Annotated in this window: 19 protein-coding genes, 1 tRNA gene and 1 riboswitch; of the genes, 8 read left to right on the top strand and 12 right to left on the bottom strand. The window is 46.4% G+C overall.

Annotation, left to right across the window (positions count from 1 at the left end; all coding sequences use genetic code 11):
* The first annotated feature begins 60 nt into the window (after window positions 1-60).
* Window positions 61-720 carry a LysE family translocator gene (locus tag R7E51_RS21470; protein WP_005382916.1) on the top strand — a complete coding sequence of 220 codons (660 nt, stop codon included), beginning with the start codon at window positions 61-63 and terminating at the stop codon, window positions 718-720.
* A 111-nt stretch (window positions 721-831) separates the two neighbouring features.
* On the top strand, window positions 832-2,598 hold the full coding sequence (gene ggt, locus R7E51_RS21465) for a gamma-glutamyltransferase (RefSeq protein WP_206958523.1): 1,767 nt from the start codon (window positions 832-834) through the stop codon (window positions 2,596-2,598).
* Window positions 2,599-3,405: 807 nt separating this feature from the next.
* Here ggt and uvrD read toward each other — a convergent pair.
* Window positions 3,406-5,580 carry a DNA helicase II gene (gene uvrD / locus R7E51_RS21460; protein WP_005378778.1) on the bottom strand — a complete coding sequence of 725 codons (2,175 nt, stop codon included), beginning with the start codon at window positions 5,578-5,580 and terminating at the stop codon, window positions 3,406-3,408.
* Between the two features lie 281 nt (window positions 5,581-5,861).
* Here uvrD and R7E51_RS21455 point away from each other — a divergent pair, with 281 nt between their 5' ends.
* The 4 genes from R7E51_RS21455 (at window position 5,862) to R7E51_RS21440 (ending at window position 8,315) form a co-directional block, all read left to right on the top strand.
* The gene (locus R7E51_RS21455) at window positions 5,862-6,122 is read left to right on the top strand and encodes a BufA1 family periplasmic bufferin-type metallophore (RefSeq protein WP_005378779.1); all 261 of its coding nucleotides are present in this window, start codon (window positions 5,862-5,864) and stop codon (window positions 6,120-6,122) included.
* Between the two features lie 99 nt (window positions 6,123-6,221).
* Complete coding sequence (gene bufB / locus R7E51_RS21450; protein WP_017821784.1) at window positions 6,222-7,094, top strand: MNIO family bufferin maturase; 873 nt, start codon at window positions 6,222-6,224, stop codon at window positions 7,092-7,094.
* Complete coding sequence (locus R7E51_RS21445) at window positions 7,091-7,849, top strand: HvfC/BufC N-terminal domain-containing protein (RefSeq protein WP_206958522.1); 759 nt, start codon at window positions 7,091-7,093, stop codon at window positions 7,847-7,849. The genes bufB and R7E51_RS21445 overlap by 4 nt, the downstream gene beginning before the upstream one ends.
* 10 nt (window positions 7,850-7,859) lie before the next feature.
* The gene (locus tag R7E51_RS21440; RefSeq protein ID WP_054575520.1) at window positions 7,860-8,315 is read left to right on the top strand and encodes a DoxX family protein; all 456 of its coding nucleotides are present in this window, start codon (window positions 7,860-7,862) and stop codon (window positions 8,313-8,315) included.
* Between the two features lie 31 nt (window positions 8,316-8,346).
* Here the strand turns inward: R7E51_RS21440 and tsrA are convergent, their stop codons facing one another.
* Window positions 8,347-8,628 (bottom strand): H-NS-like global regulator TsrA, encoded by a 282-nt coding sequence (gene tsrA, locus R7E51_RS21435; protein WP_005378786.1) that lies wholly within the window; start codon window positions 8,626-8,628, stop codon window positions 8,347-8,349.
* A 91-nt stretch (window positions 8,629-8,719) separates the two neighbouring features.
* Window positions 8,720-9,913, bottom strand: coding sequence for a multidrug effflux MFS transporter (locus R7E51_RS21430; RefSeq protein WP_005382927.1), 1,194 nt, complete (start codon window positions 9,911-9,913; stop codon window positions 8,720-8,722).
* A gap of 107 nt (window positions 9,914-10,020) precedes the next feature.
* On the opposite strand from R7E51_RS21430, the gene R7E51_RS21425 reads away from it, so the two are divergent.
* Both R7E51_RS21425 and R7E51_RS21420 read left to right on the top strand, forming a co-directional pair.
* Entirely contained in the window at window positions 10,021-10,962 is a 942-nt protein-coding gene (locus tag R7E51_RS21425) for a LysR family transcriptional regulator (protein WP_005378791.1), read from the top strand.
* Between the two features lie 203 nt (window positions 10,963-11,165).
* Window positions 11,166-12,956, top strand: a complete 1,791-nt coding sequence (locus tag R7E51_RS21420; RefSeq protein WP_017821781.1) for an aminopeptidase P family protein — start codon at window positions 11,166-11,168, stop codon at window positions 12,954-12,956.
* Between the two features lie 113 nt (window positions 12,957-13,069).
* On the opposite strand, the gene thiH is transcribed toward R7E51_RS21420, so the two are convergent.
* From thiH to R7E51_RS21375, 9 genes are all read right to left on the bottom strand, one after another.
* Window positions 13,070-14,182, bottom strand: coding sequence for a 2-iminoacetate synthase ThiH (gene thiH / locus R7E51_RS21415; RefSeq protein WP_017821780.1), 1,113 nt, complete (start codon window positions 14,180-14,182; stop codon window positions 13,070-13,072).
* Window positions 14,183-14,216: 34 nt separating this feature from the next.
* A complete protein-coding gene (locus tag R7E51_RS21410) occupies window positions 14,217-14,984 on the bottom strand; it encodes a thiazole synthase (RefSeq protein WP_017821779.1) in 768 nt (255 codons plus the stop codon).
* 5 nt (window positions 14,985-14,989) lie between these two features.
* Window positions 14,990-15,244, bottom strand: a complete 255-nt coding sequence (thiS, locus tag R7E51_RS21405; protein WP_017821778.1) for a sulfur carrier protein ThiS — start codon at window positions 15,242-15,244, stop codon at window positions 14,990-14,992.
* A gap of 46 nt (window positions 15,245-15,290) precedes the next feature.
* Window positions 15,291-16,064 carry a HesA/MoeB/ThiF family protein gene (locus R7E51_RS21400; protein WP_017821777.1) on the bottom strand — a complete coding sequence of 258 codons (774 nt, stop codon included), beginning with the start codon at window positions 16,062-16,064 and terminating at the stop codon, window positions 15,291-15,293.
* Window positions 16,051-17,466: a thiamine phosphate synthase gene (locus R7E51_RS21395; protein ID WP_206958521.1), complete on the bottom strand. Its 1,416-nt coding sequence runs from the start codon at window positions 17,464-17,466 to the stop codon at window positions 16,051-16,053. The genes R7E51_RS21400 and R7E51_RS21395 overlap by 14 nt, the downstream gene beginning before the upstream one ends.
* Complete coding sequence (thiC, locus tag R7E51_RS21390) at window positions 17,466-19,406, bottom strand: phosphomethylpyrimidine synthase ThiC (RefSeq protein WP_065274966.1); 1,941 nt, start codon at window positions 19,404-19,406, stop codon at window positions 17,466-17,468. The genes R7E51_RS21395 and thiC overlap by 1 nt, the downstream gene beginning before the upstream one ends.
* A 163-nt stretch (window positions 19,407-19,569) precedes the next feature.
* Window positions 19,570-19,668: riboswitch (TPP riboswitch) on the bottom strand.
* A gap of 60 nt (window positions 19,669-19,728) precedes the next feature.
* Complete coding sequence (gene crcB / locus R7E51_RS21385; RefSeq protein WP_005378811.1) at window positions 19,729-20,112, bottom strand: fluoride efflux transporter CrcB; 384 nt, start codon at window positions 20,110-20,112, stop codon at window positions 19,729-19,731.
* A gap of 123 nt (window positions 20,113-20,235) precedes the next feature.
* Complete coding sequence (locus R7E51_RS21380; RefSeq protein WP_206958520.1) at window positions 20,236-21,618, bottom strand: multicopper oxidase family protein; 1,383 nt, start codon at window positions 21,616-21,618, stop codon at window positions 20,236-20,238.
* A gap of 244 nt (window positions 21,619-21,862) precedes the next feature.
* Window positions 21,863-21,939, bottom strand: a tRNA-Trp gene (locus R7E51_RS21375).
* Window positions 21,940-22,073: the final 134 nt, after the last annotated feature.

Here is a 22,073-nt window from a genome sequence, read left to right as displayed (position 1 = left end):
ACAAGCGCCACAGGTGACTTACCACGACAATAGCCGCATTGGTTAAATTTGAGATGTGTTATGAATGAATCCACCATATTGCTGACACTCGCCAGCATTCACTTTATTGCCCTAATGAGTCCAGGTCCGGACTTTGCGCTGGTCGTACAAAATGCGACGCGTCATGGTCGTCAAACTGGCTTGTACATTGCGTTGGGATTGTCCGTCGGTATTTTGCTGCACTCTTTGTTCAGCCTGACAGGTGTGAGTTTTGTCGTCCACCAGCACCCAGTGCTGTATTCCGTGGTACAACTGCTCGGTGGTAGTTACCTGCTCTACTTGGGAATTGGCGCATTGCGTGCCGTGATCTCGATGATCCAAAAACCACAGACGGATCAACCTAAGAAGCAAAATAACCTAGTGATCAGCAATAAGCGTCAAGCGTTTGCTAAAGGGTTTGCGACCAACATTCTTAACCCAAAAGCCCTGGTGTTCTTTGTCAGTTTGATGTCGAGTTTAGTCCCAGCAGGTATGTCGATTACTGGCAAAGGTATTGCACTGGTCATCCTGTTTGGCTTGTCGCTATTCTGGTTCTCTAGCCTTGCATGGATGCTGTCGACACAGCGCTTACAGCGTAAATTGCAACAAGCGGGTATCTACATCGACGGTCTATGCGGCGTGGTATTTACTCTAGTGGGCGGCAGTATTCTATACCAAACTATCAATACTTTTATCGGATAAAGTACTGATTTAAAAGCGTAGCACAATCGACATTTCTAAGATTGCTGACTCGACGTGACTCTCCATAACTGCCAAGCTCAAAGCACAAAACTGGCAACATGGAGAGTCATCATGCATTGGACGTTCAACCGACTCGTGACCACGGGTCTTTTTCTTACTTCCCCACTAATCTTATCTACCTCAGTCTTTGCTAACCAAGCAGCAGATGCGGTTGCGCCGGAGCACAGCACTGGCTTCAAGCAAAAACAACTGGTCAAAGCGAAAGATTATATGGTTACCGCTGCTAACCCAATTGCAACCCAAGCTGGTGCGGATGTTATTGCCCAAGGTGGTAATGCTATTGATGCTATGGTTGCCGTGCAGCTGATGCTGGGCTTGGTAGAACCGCAATCATCAGGTATTGGTGGTGGCGCCTTCTTAGTGTATTGGGACAGTGAGAAACAAAAACTAACTACGTATGATGGACGCGAAACCGCACCGCTCGCCGCGACGCCGAAACTCTTTTTAGACGAAAAAGGACAACCCCTACAATTTTACGATGCGGTTGTCGGCGGGCGCTCCGTTGCCACTCCTGGTACAGTGAAACTGCTGTGGGACACGCACCAGAAATACGGCAAGTTGGAATGGAAGAAGATCATCCAACCCGTGATTACCTTGGCTGAGCAAGGTTTCGAAGTCAGTCCTCGCCTCGCGAGTCTGATTGAGAAAGATACTAAGCGCCTATCACGCTTCCCTGCGACTAAGGCTTACTTCTTCAATCCAGACGGCTCACCAAAAACCGAAGGCACGTTGTTGAAGAACCCTGAATACGCGCAAACTCTGACGGCAATTGCAGAGCAAGGGGCAAAAGCTTTCTATCAAGGCGATATCGCTACAGACATCATCAAGACAGTACAGAATGCACCGGGCAATCCTGGCGTATTGGCACAACCTGACTTTGACGCGTTCCAAATCAAGCAACGTGAACCGGTTTGTGCGGCTTACCAAAGCTATGACATCTGCGGTATGGGACCACCTAGCTCTGGCGCATTGACGGTTGGACAGATTCTCGCGATCACCGAGCAATACGATCTTAAAGGTTGGGGAGCCGAAAGCGCGAAATCGTGGCAAGTGATCGCCGACGCATCTCGCCTTGCGTTTGCGGATCGCGGTAAATACATGGCTGACCAAGATTATGTGCCAATGCCCACCGAAGGCTTGCTTGATAAAGATTATCTCAAGCAACGTGCTGAGCTCATTCAAGTCGGTAAAGCGTTGAGTAAGGTTGAAGCCGGCAATCCTCCTTGGTCGCACGCCATGAACTTAAGCATGGACCAATCGATCGAGTTGCCTTCCACCAGCCATTTCAATATCGTCGATAAGCAAGGCAATGTGGTTTCAATGACAACAACCATCGAGAACGCCTTTGGCTCACGCTTGATGGTGCGCGGCTTCTTGCTCAATAACGAACTGACCGATTTCTCTTTCCGCACGCATCAAGATGGTGTGCCAATCGCAAACCGATTAGAACCGGGCAAACGCCCACGTTCATCTATGGCACCAACCATTATGATGAAGGATGACAAGCCTTACATGGCAATTGGCTCACCGGGTGGCAGCCGCATTATTGGTTACGTCGCACAAGCCATTATCGCCCACACGCAATGGGATATGGACATCCAAAGCGCGATTAATCAGCCACGATTGCTGAACCGTTTTGGCACCTTAGATATTGAGCAAGGTACCGCCGCAGAGGGCTTACAGCCTGCTCTGGAGAAGATGGGTTTTAAAACCGATGTTCGGGATTTGAATTCTGGTCTGCATGCGATACGCATAACAAAAGACGGTCTTGAAGGCGCTGCGGATCCGAGACGTGAAGGTGCCGCTATCGGGCAGTAAGAGTCTTTCGCTCGACCCCTTGTGCGAGATCTCTCACAAAGGGTTGAGCAAACCTCTCTTTTTTAATGGTAAAACCGTACAACAAAGAGCGTAAGTCATTGAATTTAATACTCATGTATCTTTTTTGAACGCTAAGAGAGTAAAAAATGTGAGATTAGCCCGTTGTTGGAAATCGTTAAACACGTAATATTAAACCTGTCGGAAGGATGCTGACACGGAACAGGAAACACCACGGACTTGGTGAACTTCAGGAAGAAGAAACGGTTATTCAGGATGAATAGTCGGGCATGGATTGCAAAATTGGACATTGAACGGAATCAATAGTGACTAGGATGGTTGCTACTAAGGACGGGAAATGGACACCTCTGGACGAGGCAAGGATTTGAACATCAGGATGATGTCAGGGACACCGCTCAGGGAACAAGTGATGAGAGCTAACGAGGATAGTTAGCAGACCAGGATAAGGTCATTAAGGACACCGCTAGGAAGGCGACGTAAGGATTAAGCTGACGGATTCAGCACACTATCATGGATTAGATGCATGGAGCATTCTTAGTAGCCGGATTGCTGCGAGTAAGACTATAACCCCGATGGGCGCAAGCCCTCGGGGTTTTTCTTTGCCTAAAGTTTTTCTCAGTAGATCTGCTGAAAACAGGCATTCACCCACAACGCCCACCTTTCACTTCAAACGGCATCGTTAAGTCGCGCTTTTGTACTCCATTTATCATTCCATTTTTTACTGCGTTAGCGACACCAAAACTGCACAAACAAAAAGAGCCGCCGAAGCAGCTCTTAAGTTGATGAGCCTTACAGTTTCTCTAGTCGTGCGTAAGCAGTTACCAACCATTTGATGCCTTCACCGTTAAAGGCAATCTGTACACGGCTTTGTGGACCGCTGCCTTCGAAGTTGATGATGGTGCCTTCACCAAACTTTGGATGCATCACACGAGAACCTAGCGTAAAGCCGGTTTCATTAAAGCTCTCTTTCACAACAGTTTGGCTAAATCGACCACTGCTTGAAGGACGGCTAACTTGCGCCTTCATTCGTACTTCATCTAAACAAGTTTCTGGCAGTTCACGGATAAAGCGAGACGGTTTATGGTATTTATCCTGACCGTACAAACGACGCATTTCAGCATAAGTGATGTACAGTTTCTGCATTGCACGGGTCATGCCTACGTAACACAGACGGCGTTCTTCTTCTAAGCGCCCTGCTTCTTCTGCCGACATTTGGCTTGGGAACATGCCTTCTTCCACACCGACCATAAACACCAATGGGAACTCTAGACCTTTCGCACTGTGTAATGTCATGAGCTGAACCGCATCTTCAAATTCGTCCGCTTGTCCTTCGCCCGCTTCTAGTGCTGCGTGGGTTAGGAATGCCGTCAGCAGTGACATGTCTTCGGCTTCTTCTGGTTTCTCGAATTGGCGAGTTGCGGTCACCAATTCCTCCAAGTTCTCAATACGTGCCTTAGACTTTTCGCCCTTCTCTTGCTCGTACATCGCGAACAAGCCCGAGTATTTAATTACATGGTCAGTTTGGTGATGCAGCGGCATCTCTAAGGTGTCGTCTTCTAGCGCGGTGACAAGCTCGATAAAACGGCTCAGAGCACCAGCAGCGCGACCAGCAAGCACCTTCTCGTCCAACATAGCTACACTCGCTTCCCACATGGTGCAACCACGGTCACGAGCCGCAAAACGGATGGTTTCAAGCGTCTTATCGCCCAAACCACGCGTTGGCGTATTCACCACACGTTCAAACGCTGCATCATCGTTACGGTTGGCAATCAGACGCATGTAGCTCAAGGCATCTTTGATTTCCTGACGTTCGAAGAATCGCATGCCGCCATAGATACGATAAGGCAGACCGGCTTGAATTAACGCTTCTTCCAGAACACGCGACTGGGCGTTGTTACGGTAAAGCATCGCAGCGTCATTCAGAGCACCGCCCTTGTCTTGCCACTCTTTGATTTTGTTCACCGCAAAACGGGCTTCATCTAATTCGTTGTAAGCGCTGTAAACCGAGATAGGCTCACCGACCACGCCATCCGTCCACAACTCTTTACCCATACGCTCGGTGTTATTCGCAATCAGGGTGTTAGATGCTTCCAGAATGGTCTTAGTGGAACGGTAGTTTTGCTCAAGACGAATGGTATTCACGCTTGGGAATTCGAGCGTAAACTTCTCAATGTTCTCGACTTTTGCACCACGCCAACCATAAATCGACTGGTCGTCATCACCTACGATCATCACGTGACACTCAGGACCCGCCATCATACGTAGCCAAGCATATTGAATGTTGTTGGTATCTTGGAACTCATCCACCAAGATATGCTTAAAGCGTGCTTGGTAGTGTTCACGGACGAACTTGTTATCACGCAGTAGCTCATGTGCGCGCAGCAAGATTTCCGCAAAATCGACTAAACCAGCACGATCACACGCTTCTTGGTAAGCGGTGTACAACTGTAGATATGTCTTGGTTACTGGATCATGGTACGCATCAATGTGCGACGGGCGCAGACCTTCGTCTTTCTTACCGTTAATCCACCATGCCACTTGGCGTGCCGGCCACTGCTTCTCATCGAGGTTTTGCGCTTTAATCAAACGCTTTAGTAGACGCTGTTGGTCGTCACTGTCAATGATTTGGAAATCTTCCGGTAGCTTCGCATCAAGATAGTGTGCACGCAGAATACGGTGACAAATGCCGTGGAAAGTACCATTCCACATACCGCCTGCACTGCCCATCATTAGCTCTTCGATACGTCCACGCATCTCTGCCGCCGCCTTATTGGTAAAGGTTACCGACATAATTGAAAACGGAGAAGCTTGCTCGACCGACATCAGCCAAGCGATACGGTGAACAAGAACGCGTGTCTTACCACTTCCTGCGCCAGCAAGAACGAGCAAGTTTTCTAGAGGTGCTGCAACGGCTTCACGTTGTTTATCGTTCAAACCGTCGAGTAATAGAGATGGATCCATCATGATGAGAGCTACTGGTTATTTATACATAAAAACCGATTATAACCTAAACAACCGGGTGCTGTTTAGACAAAACTTGATAAAAAAATCGATGTTTTTTTGCCCAACACATCAATTAGTTATACCTATTTGACCCTACAAACCTATTTACTTCAGAAATTTTTCTGAAAGTTTTTTAGCCAGTTTCCTATCTTTTAAGTTAAGCAAGTTGATAACAAAAACGCCAAAACAGGCGATTCATCTTGCCAACTTAAAGTAAAGGAAATCATTCAGAGGAATTTATTATGAAAAAGTCGAATCTAGCTGTTACTGCTGCTGTTACTGGTCTTCTAGCTCTTGGTGGCACAATGCTAACTGCAGCTCCAGCTGTCGCTGCTGAAAAAGAAAAGTGCTATGGCGTTTCTAAAGCAGGTAAAAACGACTGTGCAACAAAAAGCAGCTCATGCGCTGGTACTTCTAAAGAAGATAACCAAAAAGACGCATTCGTAGTCGTACCAAAAGGTCTTTGTGACAAACTCGCTGGCGGTAGCACTTCTTCTTCATAATCTTTTATCGCTAGCTATTGTGAGGATGCGTTGACGCTCAACCAACGCAAAGCCAAGACGCATCCTTCTCTTCCCGCACGATTTGAAAAGGAGTTTCACGTGAAACACCACACCTTCCACGACCTTGTTGGAGTTGGATTAAGAACCCCTCACCTCGATTACTTTAGCCAAAACCAACCCGAGTTGTCTTGGTTAGAAATCCACAGTGAAAACTATTTCCAACCCAATGCAACAGAGCGCCATCAGCTACAAACGCTTCGTGAGCAATATCAAATTAGCTGCCACGGTATTGGTTTGTCGCTAGGTTCGGTGGAACGTGTTAGTCAAAAGCATCTTGCGCAACTTAAAGCACTGATTAACTCAATCGACCCAATCCTTGTTTCTGACCATTTAAGTTGGAGTGAAAACGGCGGTCACTACTTTAATGACCTGCTTCCACTTCCGTATACGGAAGAAGCGCTCAACGTGTTCACTCGTAACGTGAATGAAGTGCAGGAATATTTGCAACGCGAGATCTTGATAGAGAACCCATCTAGTTATGTGAAGTTTCAACATTCGACCATCAGCGAATGGGAGTTTCTTACCGAAGTGCAAAAGCGCACTGACTGTCGTTTATTGCTCGATCTAAACAATGTTTATGTTTCGGCGTTCAACCACGGTTTTGATTGCGACACATACCTAGATGCGATTCCAGCCGACAAAGTGGATGAGATTCACTTGGCAGGTTTTACCATCAAACAACTCGACAAAGGTGAGATATGGATTGATACCCATAGCCGCCCAGTTAGTGATGAAGTTTGGCAACTGTTCGCGCAGTGGACAAAAAAACACGGTCCACGTCATACGTTGATTGAATGGGATTTGGATATCCCCGCGCCAGAAGTCTTGCTCGAAGAAGCACAGAAAGCATCGCAACTACTGTTGCAAGGCACACTTCCAAGTGAACAAAGCGAACCAAGGAAGGCATCATGAATCTAGCCACCTTACAAAGCCAGTTTGCTAAAGCCCTACACTATCAAGCACTCGGTGAAGATTGCGATATTGCCAGTGATACGTTTACCGCTGATGAACGCATGCAGATTTACCGCAATAACTTTATCATCAGCTTAAGCGAGGTGTTATCCGCGACCTACCTGATGGTTGAAGCGCTGCTTGGTGAAGAATGCTTTGAACAGATAGCTCGCCAGCATGTTCTTTCTTACCCATTAGAAGAAGGAAATGTGGTGCATTATGGCGAAGGCTTTCAAGACACCATCATGCAGTTCAGTCAGGTGATCGCAAAAGCACCTTACAGCCCTGAAGTCGCACGCTTCGAGTGGCATATCGACCTAGCTCGTCAAGCACAGTATGAGCAATCCAATGCAGCGGAATTAAAACCGCTTGCGTTACTTGGCGAAGTGAGTGAAGAGCAACAACCCACTTTAGTCTTACACCTTAAAAAGGGCTGCCGCAGCTTTGACTCCAACTACGCAGTATTCGATCTATTTAGCGCGATTCAAACTGGGCAATTCGAACAACTTAATATCAACCAATTACAGCAAGGTGTCATCTCGATTCAAGCCAATGGAGAAGCCTTGTGTCACGCACTCGATGCTGATGTGTTCCAACTGCTGCAATGTTTAGAGCAGAAGCAGAGTTTGAGCGAAATACCTGAAGTTTTACTCGCTCATCTCAATCGCATCATGGCACTCGATATTGTTGACGGCTTTACATTGCAATCAATCTAAGGAGCACTCTATGACGGATACGGTTAAAAACTTAGTGAATCGGTACGACGATTTAATCAGTACCTTACAAGCAGCCTTTGTCCCTTTACTACTTCTCTTTTGTCGCTTTTGGGTTGCTTGGGTGTTCTTCAATTCAGGACTAATCAAAATCTCGTCTTGGGATAGCACGTTGTACTTATTTGAGCTGGAATACCAAGTGCCAATCTTGCCATGGGAATTGGCGGCTTATTTAGGTACGGCTGCGGAGTTGGTTCTACCGGTGTTCTTGGCACTAGGATTGATTACCCGCCCGATGGCAGCAATGCTGTTTGTGTTCAACATCATCGCAGTGATCTCTTACCCACTGTTGTGGGAGAAAGGTTTTTATGATCACCAACTTTGGGGATTGATGATTCTTATCGTAATCGTATGGGGGCCAGGACCGCTGTCTTTGGACCACATCCTGAAAAAGAAAATGACGAGCTAAAAAAATCCCCGCATCATGCGGGGATTTTTTATTATTTATTCAAGTAAGCCAGTAGCTCTTCTGCTGAGATACCTTGCTGAGCGAGGTCTTTTGCCATCTGCTCGACTTGTTCATCTTTGCGTGACTCAATCACTTGCTGAAATTGGTACACGATATCACGCAAAATTGGCAGAGGTACTTGTTTAGCCGCACTACGAATACGCTCGGAGCTTTGATTACCCAGCTCATTAAGCAACTTGCCAAACATCACCTTTTCTGGTGAATCTTCCATTTGCTCTAGAATACGAGCCATTTCATACGTGGTTAACGACATTACTTTTTGAGTTCCGTTATGGTGTCAGGAAAAGTCTGAGTGACAAATATACACGCCTTACTTACATTGGAAAATACTAAATTACACTGATTTACGCTTTCGCAAAGCTCGAGTGCCAGTTCTTCCCTGCTTTTGTAAACAGAACGACCAACGCAGGTAATAGGACCCACATATGAATTGCAATCAAGGTTTGCGGATCCAGAGATAAGCGTTGCAGCGTACCCACCAACAAACCAGAGCCACTCATTTGGAACAATCCAAGCAGTGCAGCTGCCGTGCCCGCCTTATCACCAAACGGTTCTAACGCTTTCCCTGCCGCTGCACCCAGAATGAATGCAAAACCTACAGAAGACATAAAGATAGGTAACATGAAAGAAAGCGCGGTATTCTGACCATTCATCACTAGCATGATCACACCTGCGAGACCCAGAGTTGAGATCCCGGTGACCAAGGTGTTGTGAGTTCCAACGCGCTCCATAAACTTAGGCGCCAGCATACATGCCGCAATGTTTATCACCGCATTTACACCAAACCAGAAAGTGAATTCATTCATCGACAGCCCCATCCCCGTCATCAATACCGACGGTGCTGAGGTAACGTAAGCAAGAATAACCGCCATCGCCATCAAGCATAATGACGCATGGAAAACAAAAGATGGTGTGCTAAGCACTGCCCAATACCGACTAAGCTTAAACACGGCTTGCTTTTCTGTTGACGGGTTAGTCTCTTTCATCATGAAAAACATCAATGATCCAGACACCACAGCAAAACCCGCCATAAAGCTAAAGTTAGCACGCCAGTCAAATTGTTGAGTTAACCAGCTACCTAGAATTGGAGCTAAAGCCGGAATGAAACAAATCGCACCGTTAAGGTAGCTGATCATTTTGCCGCTTTTTTCCGGGCCAAAGATATCGCGAACTGTTGCAAAGGCTGCTACCGATGTCGCACACGCACCTAAGCCTTGTAGCAGTCGGGAGACCAACATCCACTCAATATTTTGAGCACTCCACGCCAATAAAGCGCTCATCGCGTAAATGGTGATACCGCCCAATGCAACAGTTCGACGTCCGAGTTTATCTGCTAAGGGACCTGCGAATAGCTGACCAACACCCATAGCAAATAAGAACCAAGTGATCGTGTCTTGTGCTAGCGCATTATCGACCTGAAAAGTGGAAGCAATAAGAGGTAAAGCAGGTAGATAAATATCAATCGCTAAAGGACTGAAAAGAACCAAAAGGGTCAATAACGCCATCTGTTTTTTACTATTAGAAAACTGGCTAGACACACAACACTCCGAATTGGATAAAGAACTTTGGGTAAAGCTTAATCATCTGATGATATGAATGGAAATGATGTATAATCATGAGCATTATTCCTCAGAGGAAATTCACTGTGAACGTCGAAAAACTGGCTCGTATCGATTTAAATCTATTGGTCTGCTTTAAAGTGCTGATTGAAGAGTTAAATGTTACTCGTGCGGCCCACCGATTGTGCTTAAGCCAATCCGCCGTAAGTAAATCACTGGCTAAACTGCGCATTCAATTTGATGACCCGCTTTTCACTCGAAACTCACATGGATTAACACCTACGCCGCGCGCATTGTTTCTTAAACCGAAACTGGATCTGTTGATAAATCAGTTAGAAGTGCTGACTCAACCCGAAGAGTTTTCTCCGCAAAGCAGCGAATACCGTTTTCAAATAGCAGCTGTAGAGAGTGTCTACCCTCTCATTCTACCCCATTTCTTACCGGCGATTTTTCAACAAGCACCTGGCGTGACCATAAGCACACACCCGTGGTCGGATAATACATTTAAAATGCTTCAACGCGGCGAACTGGATTTAGGCTTAACTGGAAAAGATATCGATATAAACGATGCCAAGCTGACTCTCCAACCACCCGATGACATTTGCGAGTTGGAAATTTATCGTGATTACCAAATGTGCATCATTCGCAAAAACCATCCTGCGCTAAAACAACCTTGGAATCTGGAAGCCTATCTCGCCCTACGCCATGTACAAGTACGTTGTGATGGCAACGACCGTTGGTTGCTGGATTATCGCCTTGCAGATATTGGCGCCGACCGCGATATTGCCGTCACCGTGCCCGACTTTAACAGTGCCGCAAGTTTATGTTCATACACCGACTTTATCTTTACTGCGCCAAGTCATTTTGTGCAACTTGCGGCCAAACAGCTTGATTTGGTCGTGCTGCCACTACCGTTAGAATTCCCACCTATGGCTTACACTTTATTCTGGCACCGAGATAGAGAAAACGACCCTGCATTAGGCTGGCTACGTACGATGATCACACAAAAAACCGATCACCTTAGATAAAAACACCGCACTCAATTTGCGCTTAGCGGCTAAAATGAGTAGCTTAACTGTCGTAGTCCTTTTTGGCTCATCTATGGCCTAGTTGTACTCCGACTCTATTGAAGTGATTGCGAGCCTCAATGGAATCGTAAACTGCATGAAGCAGATGGAAACAGCTCCCACACCTGAGCATGAAGGAGCGGTAATTTGAAGGAATAACACAGATGCACAACGATACCCAAAGCCGCGTGAATGCAATTCGCGAATGGCTAGCACAACATAATATTGATGCCCTACTTGTCCCACATGAAGACGAGTATTTGGGCGAATACGTACCAGCGCACAACGAGCGTTTACATTGGCTAACTGGTTTTACTGGTTCTGCTGGTGCTGCGGTAATCACCAAAGACAAAGCTGCTATCTTTGTTGATGGTCGCTACACGGTACAAGTCACCAAGCAGGTTCCTGCTGATCTATTCGAATACCGTCACCTGATTGAAGAGCCTGCATTAGATTGGATTAAAGACCATCTTGCAAATGGCGCGTCTGTGGCAATCGACCCTCGCATGCATAACTCTGCTTGGTTAGACATGGCACAAGCAAAACTTGCAGGTGCACTTGAGCTTAAGATTCTCGACAGCAACCCAATTGATGAGCTGTGGCACGACCGCCCTGCTCCTGTGGTTTCTGACGTTCGCCTAATGGCAACAGAAGCGGTTGGTCAATCAAGTGAAAGTAAGCGCCAAGAAATCGCAGAGCTCGTGAAAAAAGCCGGCGCAGACAGCGCGGTGATCACAGCACTTGATTCTATCTGTTGGTTGCTCAACGTTCGTGGTCTAGATGTATCACGTCTACCAGTTCTGCTTTCTCACGCGATTCTGCATTCAGACTCAAGCGTGGAATACTTCCTAGAGCCAGCGCGCCTACCTGCTGAGTTTGACGCTCACGTTGGTTCTGGCGTAACAGTTCATCACCCAGAAGCATTACAAGCACGACTAGAAACTCTAACTGGCAAGAATGTACTGGTTGACCCTGCGACAAGTAACGCATGGTTTAAGCTGGTTCTACAAAATGCTGGTGCATCAGTGGTGAGTAAAGCTGATCCATGCCTAATGCCAAAAGCGGCGAAGAACGCAGTTGAAATCGCAGGCATGAAAGCATGTCATATCCGTGATGGCGTGGCGATGAGCAAGTTCCTATCTTGGTTAGATGCAGAAGTCGTTGCAGGTAATCTGCATGATGAAGCGACGCTGGCAGACAAACTGGAAGCGTTCCGTAGCGAAGACCCAACGCTTATGGACCTTAGCTTCGATACTATTTCGGCAGCAGGTGGCAACGCAGCGATGTGTCACTACAACCACGAGAACCAACCTGAACCTGGCAAGCTAGAGCTGAACACACTTTACCTAGTGGATTCAGGTGGTCAGTACCTAGATGGCACAACAGACATCACGCGTACCATTGCGATCGGTCAGCCTTCACAAGAGATGATTAAACAATTCACTCTCGCACTAAAAGGTCACATCGGTGTTGCTCGTGCACGTTTCCCGAAAGGCACACGTGGTTACCAAATCGATACACTAGCTCGTCAGCACCTATGGGCGGAAGGCTACGATTACGACCACGGTACTGGCCACGGTGTTGGTCACTTCCTAAGTGTTCATGAAGGTCCAGCGAGCATTTCGAAGAAGCAAATCGACGTGCCTCTAACAGAAGGCATGGTGCTATCCAACGAGCCAGGTTACTACCGTGCGGATGCGTTTGGTATCCGTATCGAGAACCTAGAGCTTGTTGTTGAAACACCAACTAACGGTGACTTCCCTGTTCTGTCATTTGAGTCACTAACACGCTGCCCAATCGACAAGCGCAATATCAACGTTGATATGCTAACTCGTCCAGAACTTGCTTGGCTGAATGATTACCATCAGAAAGTATGGGATGAGATCAGCCCGCTAGTTGAAGGCAATGTGAAAGAGTGGCTTCGTCAAGCAACACTACCAGTAGCACACAGCTAGAAGCTAGAAGCTAGAAGCTAGAAAAAGTAGAGGGTTGATGTTTTGCATCAACCCTCTTTTTTTGCCTATGTTTCACGTGAAACATAACGATGACCAGTGGCTTTATTTATTGCTTAACCGGAATACGCTGAGTGCCAATCTCGCCATACAGGGTCAAAACCTTTGGCTCGAATCATATTTTCCACAGAACCCGCGCTTCGTTCGTCACTGATCTCAAACTGCTCGAGTTCAGCATCATCCATCGCATAACCACCCGGCTGAGTTTTCGATGCAGCAGACATACTAGTGATGCCTAACGGTAATGCATTGTCTCTGAACTTCGGTGATTCACGAGTCGATAATGACAACTCCACTTCTGGATTCAACAAGCGATAAGCGCAAATCAACTGCACAAGCTGTTTATCCGTCATGACTGATTTTGGTTGGAGCGCACCCTCACAAGGACGTAAACGTGGGAAAGAAATTGAGTAACGAGTCTGCCAATACGTGCGCTCAAGATAGTCCAAGTGCGCTGCCACATAAAAACAGTCGGTACGCCACTCTTCCAATCCTATCAAAGCACCAATACCGATCTTATCGATGCCTGCTTTTGCAAGACGATCGGGTGTATCCAATCGGTATTCGAAATCCATTTTATTACCTCGCAAATGGTGCTCGGCGTAAGTCGAAGGATGATACGTTTCTTGATAGACCATCACCGCATCCAAACCCAATGTCTTGAGCTCTGCGTATTCGTCTTGATCTAGCGGCTGCACTTCCATCGCCAAATAGTTAAAGCGCTTCTTAATCATCGGCACCATTTCGCGGAAGTATTTCATGCCCACTTTGGTTTCGTGTTCGCCAGTCACCAGCAATACGCTATCAAACTTCATGCGTTTAATGGCCTCAACTTCTGCAGCCACTTCGTCCCTATTCAAAGTACGACGCTTGATTCTGTTGTCCATAGAGAAGCCACAATAAGTACAAGCATTGGCGCACAAGTTAGAAAGGTACAGTGGAATATAAAGCGACATGGTATTACCAAAACGCTTGCGAGTGGCCGAGTATGACAGTTGTGCCATCTGCTCTAAGTACGCTTCAGCCGCTGGTGAAATTAGCGCTTTAAAGTCTTCCAAATCACGCTTGGGTTTATTCAATGCTCGCTCAACATCTTGTGCCGTTTTCGCGTAGATCGACATCGAAATGTCATCCCAATTAAGCTGCTTAAATTGTTCAACGAAGCTCATGTTTTCCTCGCTTAATAGCTAAACCAATCTAGTACTAAAGCTCATCTAGGAATGACGTCAGTGGACTCGACGCAACCGCATGAGAAACCTTACCGGCAAGTCCGGCTTCATAAGCCATACGCCCCGACTCTACCGCCAACTTAAATGCCTTCGCCATCGCAACGGGATCGCTCGAAGCTGCAATCGCAGTATTAACGAGCACGGCATCCGCGCCCATTTCCATCGCACGCGCGGCATGTGAAGGAGCACCAATACCCGCATCAACAATGACAGGAACATTAGCTTGGTCGATGATGATCTCTAGGAAATCGTGAGAAACTATCCCTTTGTTAGAACCGATCGGCGCACCTAATGGCATGACAGCAGCGCAGCCAACCTCTTCCAATCGTTTACACAGAACCGGGTCAGCATGACAGTAAGGAAGGACAATGAAGCCTTCACGAACCAGCTGTTCAGCGGCTGCAAGTGTCTCAATTGGATCGGGCATCAAGTACTTCGGGTCTGGATGAATTTCCAGTTTTAGCCAGTTAGTACCCAACGCTTCTCGCGCCAGTTGTGCAGCAAACACAGCATCTTTAGCATTCTTTGCTCCTGATGTGTTTGGCAATAAGTTCACCCCCGCTTTTACTAGCGGCAGCAAAATATCGTCTTGTTGGTCATTCACATCCACACGCTTCAACGCCATGGTCGCAAGTTGAGAGCCCGATACTTGAATCGCTTCTGCCATTAATCGGCTGCTGGCAAATTTCCCTGTTCCCGTGAACAGTCTTGATTCGAATTGTTTATCACCAATTTTAAGCATCGACTTTAACCCCCCGCGATCGCTTGAAACAAAGAGATGCTATCTCCCTGTGAAAGAACTGTGCTAGCCCACTCACTGCGTGGCACAACATTGTTATTAATTGCAAAAACGCAGCCCTTTTCTGGTAGCGCAAATTGACTAATGATTTGCTGTAGATTCGACTCACTGGCAACTCGATGTGACTGGTCATTGATGACAATAGTGATCACATCTAAGTCAGCAGCGGTCATTTGTGTTGTTTGTTGTTCTGATAACGTCATTGCTTCCAACTCTCTTAATTCTGCCTATTACTCGTATACTCGTAAGCTAAATCTGAGCACATACTTGGCACTGTTTGTCTTTGCTTATCGCCATGGTTTGCCATTGCAGTTTCAACCCATCAAACAGATGCAACTTGGCAGTCTCGACATGAAACTTTCCCGTCGCCAGTTTTTGAATTGCCGCTATCGCTTGGTAGTTACCAAGTGTGCCCACTACCGGGCCGACAACACCGCTCTCACTGCATTTTTGACTTTGTGGTAATTCGTCAAACGGATACAAACAGCGGTAACAGGCTTTACTCTGCACTTCTTGTTCACTTGGTGTTTGGTAATCAAAGACAGCAAATTGCCCTTGCCAACCAATTGCCGCCGCTGAGATGAGTGGCGTATTTTGCTCGAAACAAACTTGGTTAATTAGCTGACGCGTTGGCATGTTATCGGTGCAGTCGAGCACCACATCCGCTAGCATCACCTCAAGCTGAAGCTGTGCTTTGTCTAATCGCTTATTGATAGCACGAATTTGAACCATAGTATTAAGTTCAGTAAGTTGCTTTACAGTCGCTTTTGTTTTCGCAACTTGGAGGTCTTGTTCACGATAAATGATCTGACGTTGTAGGTTACTGCTATCAACTTCATCGTCATCGACTACAACCAATTTACCAACGCCCGCTGACGCCAAGTACAAACTAGCTGCGCTCCCCAATCCACCACAACCGATGATCAGCACATGCGATTTGCTCAAACGCTCTTGCCCAACTTCGGCAATTTCTGGCAGAGCGACTTGACGTTGATAGCGAAGGAACTGCTTATCCGTGAGCATGCTCGCCTCTCTTACTAAGCGCCAACTCACTATTCTGATCAGTAAACGTTAGCTGTCTTTCCTTCATCAGTTGTGCAAAAAACTCGATAACGAACTGAGGTGATTCTGCCAACGTAATAGCACGCACAACTGCCAAACTAGAGACGCCTGTGCGCCAAACTTGGTCTGCATTAGATTGGTCAATGCCACCAATCGCGACCGTCGGAAAGCCAAGCACATAGTCACTATCTGCTTTGTCTTTTGAAGGATGGAAAACCGACTCCGCGTTTCCATAAGGAATGCTATCAATCAGCTTTTGATACAGAGCCAAGCGCACCAAACCTTGTGGTTTCGATGGCATCTGTTTTGTGGTGGTTGGGAAAATATGCCCTAGCGCGATGTAACTAGGATGAATTTGTACGATGCGCAGTAGCTCATAATAACCATGAGTAGAAAGACCAAGACGAATGCCGGCTTTAGTTAGCTGAGCCAAATTCGATTCTTCTATGTCTTCTTGTCCTAGGTGAACACCATAAGCGCCATGCTTGATTGCCAACTGCCAATAGTCATTGATGAACACTTGTGCTTGATACTGACGACCTAGCTCAATTGCTCGAATGATCTGTTGTTCTAAATCGGCTTGTTGTGGGTCCTTGATTCGCAGTTGAATAGTGTTGATGCCTAGTGGCAGTAAACGCTCAATCCAAGCAACGTCATCAACGACTGGGTAGAGCCCTAGACTTTGCTTGGTTAGAGTTGGAAAGCTAACGCTCTCACCTTGTGCAGACCAACCAACTTGAATACCTAGCCGGTTATCCTCTAGTACAGGTGTGGGGAAATCATCAAATTGGTCAGCCCACTGAGTAGATCTTCCCTCACCAAGGTTGTCATTCAACAGTGTTTCACGTGAAACATTCGCTTGTTGAGTTAGCATTCCTCGAGCAAGTGTTAACGCATCTTCGATAGGAAAATCGAGTACTGTCAGCGTTACTATCCAAGCAAGGTGATGTTCAGGATCGAACATTGCGTTGAATTTGGACTTAACGGAAAGCGCTCTCACTTCGTTGTTAATTGGGTGACGCCAGATATCAAGCTGAAGCACTTTCTCCTTTTCATCGGATACCTGCGTATCAGCAATGCCAATATGAATCGCTTTCGACGGTTGCTTAGCGCACGCTTCTACCGACAAAGCAGAACGGTAATAGAGCACAAATGAACTCTCATGCTCAGAGTCATAATCATCAATGAGATCAGTCGTTATGTGTGTGGTCTGTTGGCCGCGAACAAGCTGAATAGATTGAGTTGGGCTCACACCCAACTCAATGTCTTCGATGCTAAAACCCTGTTCTTTCGCCAACAACAAACATTGCTGAACTAAACCTGCCAGTTCAATCAATGATGACGGAATAAGGATTTTGCTCATTAGTCACTTACCTCGGCATGTGCTGCTGGGTGGTATAGCTCGGAACCTGACTCTCTAAATTCTTGCGATTTCTGACGCATCCCCTCAAGAGGGTCATCCAGCATTTTGATTGAGATAGCTTGGTCCGCAGCAACTTGCTCTGTGTCTTTCGCATACTCTCGAACCTCTTGCGAGATCTTCATCGAGCAGAACTTTGGCCCGCACATCGAACAGAAGTGGGCAACTTTTCCAGACTCTTGAGGCAAGGTTTCGTCATGGAAAGCGCGCGCGGTATCAGGGTCGAGTGATAAGTTGAATTGGTCTTCCCAGCGGAACTCGAAGCGAGCTTTAGAAAGCGCGTTATCACGCACTTGTGCGCCTGGGTGTCCCTTCGCTAAATCAGCGGCGTGCGCAGCAAGCTTATAAGTGATCATTCCTACTTTCACATCTTCTTTGTTTGGTAAGCCAAGATGCTCTTTCGGAGTTACGTAGCAAAGCATCGCACAGCCATACCAACCAATCATGGCTGCGCCAATGCCTGAAGTAATATGGTCGTAACCAGGAGCGACGTCTGTCGTGAGCGGACCAAGCGTATAGAAAGGAGCTTCATGACAGTGCTCCAACTGCTCTTCCATATTCTCTTTGATCATGTGCATTGGAACATGACCAGGACCTTCGATAATCACCTGTACGTCATATTCCCACGCTATCTTGGTTAACTCACCAAGGGTACGAAGCTCTGCAAATTGCGCTTCGTCGTTAGCATCAGCCACCGAGCCAGGACGCAGACCATCACCAAGAGATAGTGCGACATCGTACTTAGCACAGATTTCACAGATCTCTCGGAAGTGGGTATATAAGAAGCTTTCTTGGTGATGCGCTAAACACCATTTCGCGATGATAGAACCACCACGAGAGACGATGCCAGTAACGCGTTTTGCAGTCATTGGCACATAACGAAGTAGTAAACCGGCATGGATAGTAAAGTAGTCAACGCCCTGCTCTGCTTGCTCAATCAGGGTATCGCGCATCACTTCCCAGTTAAGGTTTTCCGCAACACCATTCACTTTCTCAAGCGCTTGATACATTGGTACGGTACCGATCGGAACCGGACTGTTACGTAGAATCCACTCGCGAGTTTCGTGGATGTTACGTCCAGTAGAGAGATCCATAACGGTATCTCCACCCCAACGTGTCGCCCAAACGAGCTTCTCTACTTCTTCCTCAATCGAAGAAGTGACCGATGAGTTACCGATGTTGGCGTTCACTTTGACCAAAAAATTACGTCCAATGATCATTGGTTCGGATTCTGGGTGGTTGATATTGGAAGGGATAATAGCGCGACCTTCGGCGACTTCTTTACGCACGAATTCGGCGGTAATATCTTTTGGTAGGTTCGCTCCGAAGCTTTGACCCGGATGCTGTTGATTCAGCACTTCATCGCGATACTTGGCACGCCCCATGTTTTCACGCAGCGCGATGTATTCCATTTCTGGGGTAATAATACCTTTGCGAGCATAGTGCAATTGGGTCACACAATGGCCATCTTTGGCACGTCGAATACGAGGTAGATTACCGTAACGAAGATCGTCTAGTGTTTCGTCTTCTAAGCGTTCTTTGGTGTACACCGAGCTTACTTCATCAAGTAGCTCAGTATCGGCACGCTCTTCAATCCACCCTTCTCTCAGCTTAGGTAAGCCGCTATAGAGGTCTATGGTGTGCTCTGGATCTGTGTATACACCCGAGGTATCGTAAACGCGTACTGGCTCATTAGGTTCGAAAATAGGCGCTTCTTTTGTGCCTCCAATAAGGCTATCAGCGAGTGATATTTCACGCATTGGCACACTAATATCTGGACGTGAACCTTCTACGTAGACTTTGCTTGAATTGGGGTACGGTTGTACCGAGAGTGTATCAATGAACTGTTTTGCTTCCAGTCTCGCTTGTTTGCGACTCGACATAGCATTTTTCCTTGCTTTGTTATACTAGATAAAAAGTAATTGGATAAAAATGCTTGGCGGATAGATGCGACAAGAGGAGTCAAATTAAGGCTAGTTAAAGCTTACGATATTTGCCTGTAACAACATTCGACTTTTGATAGGTCAACCAGAAAGAACTCCGGTGTGAATATCTTCTCTTGTTCCCTTCGCAGATTCTAATCTGATCAGGTTCAACGGATCCCGAATTAACGGTCTCAGCCTTATGGCACTCCGACAAGTGATGTCAGTATATAAAAACGGCTTGGTGAAACCAAGCCGACCTGTTCAATTTTTAACTACTTTGCTAGCTGCGCATCAATAATTGAAAGCCTATCCACGCCGCTGAAATACTTAACACTACATTCAACAATACGTTCAACCCCATCTTAAAGAAAGCGCCCTGCTGCATAAGCAACACATTATCCATCGAGAAGGTGGAAAACGTCGTTAGTGCCCCTAAAAAACCCAAGCCAATCACTTGTCGCCAAGGTTCCGTTGCCAAAAGTTCATTATCGAAAGCTGCTATCAATAAGCCCATCATAAATGAGCCAACAACGTTAACGGTTAACGTACCATATGGAAAACCACGCCCCAATAAAATGACACAAAGTTCAGAAATTAAGTAACGAGAACATGCACCAAATGCACCACCCAATGCAATAAAACCCAAAACGGATAGTTGTCCCATAATTCCCCCAGAAAAGTTAATGGCGACATTGTAATCAAATTTACGGCAATAGTGATTATACAATCTTAGAATTCAGCAAAGTATAGCGCTTAAAACTTATCAAGATTTTAAAAGTTACAGGAGTCACTTTACTTCAATGTACCCCATCAAACCCGTCTTCATATGTTCAATTACATGACAATGGTACATCCAACGCCCTGGGTTATCTGCAACAAATGCCGCTTTCGCACTGCCGTTTTTTCCAAGTAAGACCGTATCGGTATGAAACGGTTCGTCGAGTTTTTTGCCATCTAACTCAAGAACCGTAAATGTGTGTCCATGAAGATGAATAGGATGATGATATTGGGTGACGTTCTTTAGGTTGAAGATATAGGTTTTTCCAATCTCCAATGTTGAAAGCGGCGCTGGAATATTATCTTTGCTCATTCCCTCCCAAGCCCGTTTGTTCATCAGCCAGAATTGGGGGATCGCTTTGCCCGATTGATCAGCAGGAGTGATCGCCCCCTCCCACTCAAACACATAATCGATTTGCTCTGCATTTTTCAAATCGAGAGCTGGCACAGGGTTGAGAGGTAATAAAGGCAGTTTCTGGTTGTTCGACAGGTCAGACTCAACAACGTCAAACTCGCACAAAGGGAATGGGAAGCGTCCTTTCATTTGACGCACATAAACACGTGTTCCAGCCTTCGGAGCAATCAATCCGACATCCAACCTCATTCCTGGACCAATTTTGTGCTGAGTGAGCTTATAAGGCGCTTTAACAGGATTACCATCAATAGCAATAACCCAAGCCTCTGCACCTTCAATAGCGATCGGGTAAGTAATGGTATTATCGACATTAGCAATTCTTAATCGCGTGGTAGCATTCTGCTTCAGCGCATAAACAGGTTCATGCACACCATTGACGCTACTCCACTCTCCGGGAGTCCCCATACGAGCGCTCAAGCGCGGTACCATAAGGTTCTTCCACTGACCTTGTTTGTCTAAATGCCAATGCTTTAGAACTATTTCCTGTTCTTCATCAAATAGAACAGGCTCAGCCTCTTCAACGATAATTAACCCAACTAAGCCCATACCAAGTTGCTTAACGCTATTCATATGGGGGTGATACCAAAACGTGCCTGCATCTGGCGGTGTAAATTCATAAACGAATGTTTCACCCGGCATGATAGGCGGCTGGCTTAAGAAAGGTACACCATCCATTTCAATAGGGATTCGCAAGCCATGCCAGTGAATTGTAGTTGGCTCTGAAAGCTTGTTGGTGAATCGGATAATAACTTTCTCACCTTGGCGACAGCGAATCGTAGGCGCTGGAATCGAACCATTAAATGCGAGTACGTCTGTGTTAAACCCTGGGACCAATTCTGCAGTAGAAGGCTCTGCAGTGATATCGTATATATATTGCCCCTGCTTATTAGTGCTCCTAGATAGAGAACATGCAGGTAGAACGGTAAGCGCGGAGATTGCTAAGGATGATTGAAGAAAGCGTCGACGAGATATATCCATACATAGTTACTCATTAATCCAGATCGGTTGAGTGTAACTAAATATAAATAGTGATTCCCCTTTATTATTAAAATTTCGGGCCACTGATCATTACAGCTAACTGTAGTTTCGTTCGTTCAGTAGATTAAATGCAGCCAAAGTACAGCAGAAAGCCATACTTACGGGATAAGAGTAGAAATAAGCTATAATAATGAGAAGAAACCAGATACAAAAAAGGCTCTGACCTAAGTCAGAGCCTGATATATGGCAGGGGTGGAGAGATTCGAACTCCCAACACGCGGATTTGGAATCCGCTGCTCTGCCAATTGGAGCTACACCCCTATAGAATTTTCATATTCTAGATTTGACAAAACCTCGCATAAGCGAGGTTGTCGATATTAAGTGGCGGAGTGGACGGGACTCGAACCCGCGACCCCCGGCGTGACAGGCCGGTATTCTAACCAACTGAACTACCA

Source organism: Vibrio sp. Vb1166, assembly GCF_033338695.1.
Taxonomy (GTDB): Bacteria; Pseudomonadota; Gammaproteobacteria; order Enterobacterales; family Vibrionaceae; genus Vibrio; species Vibrio alginolyticus.
Note: the sequence above shows the minus strand (reverse complement) of the source record. Positions and strands in the feature narration are given on the sequence as shown.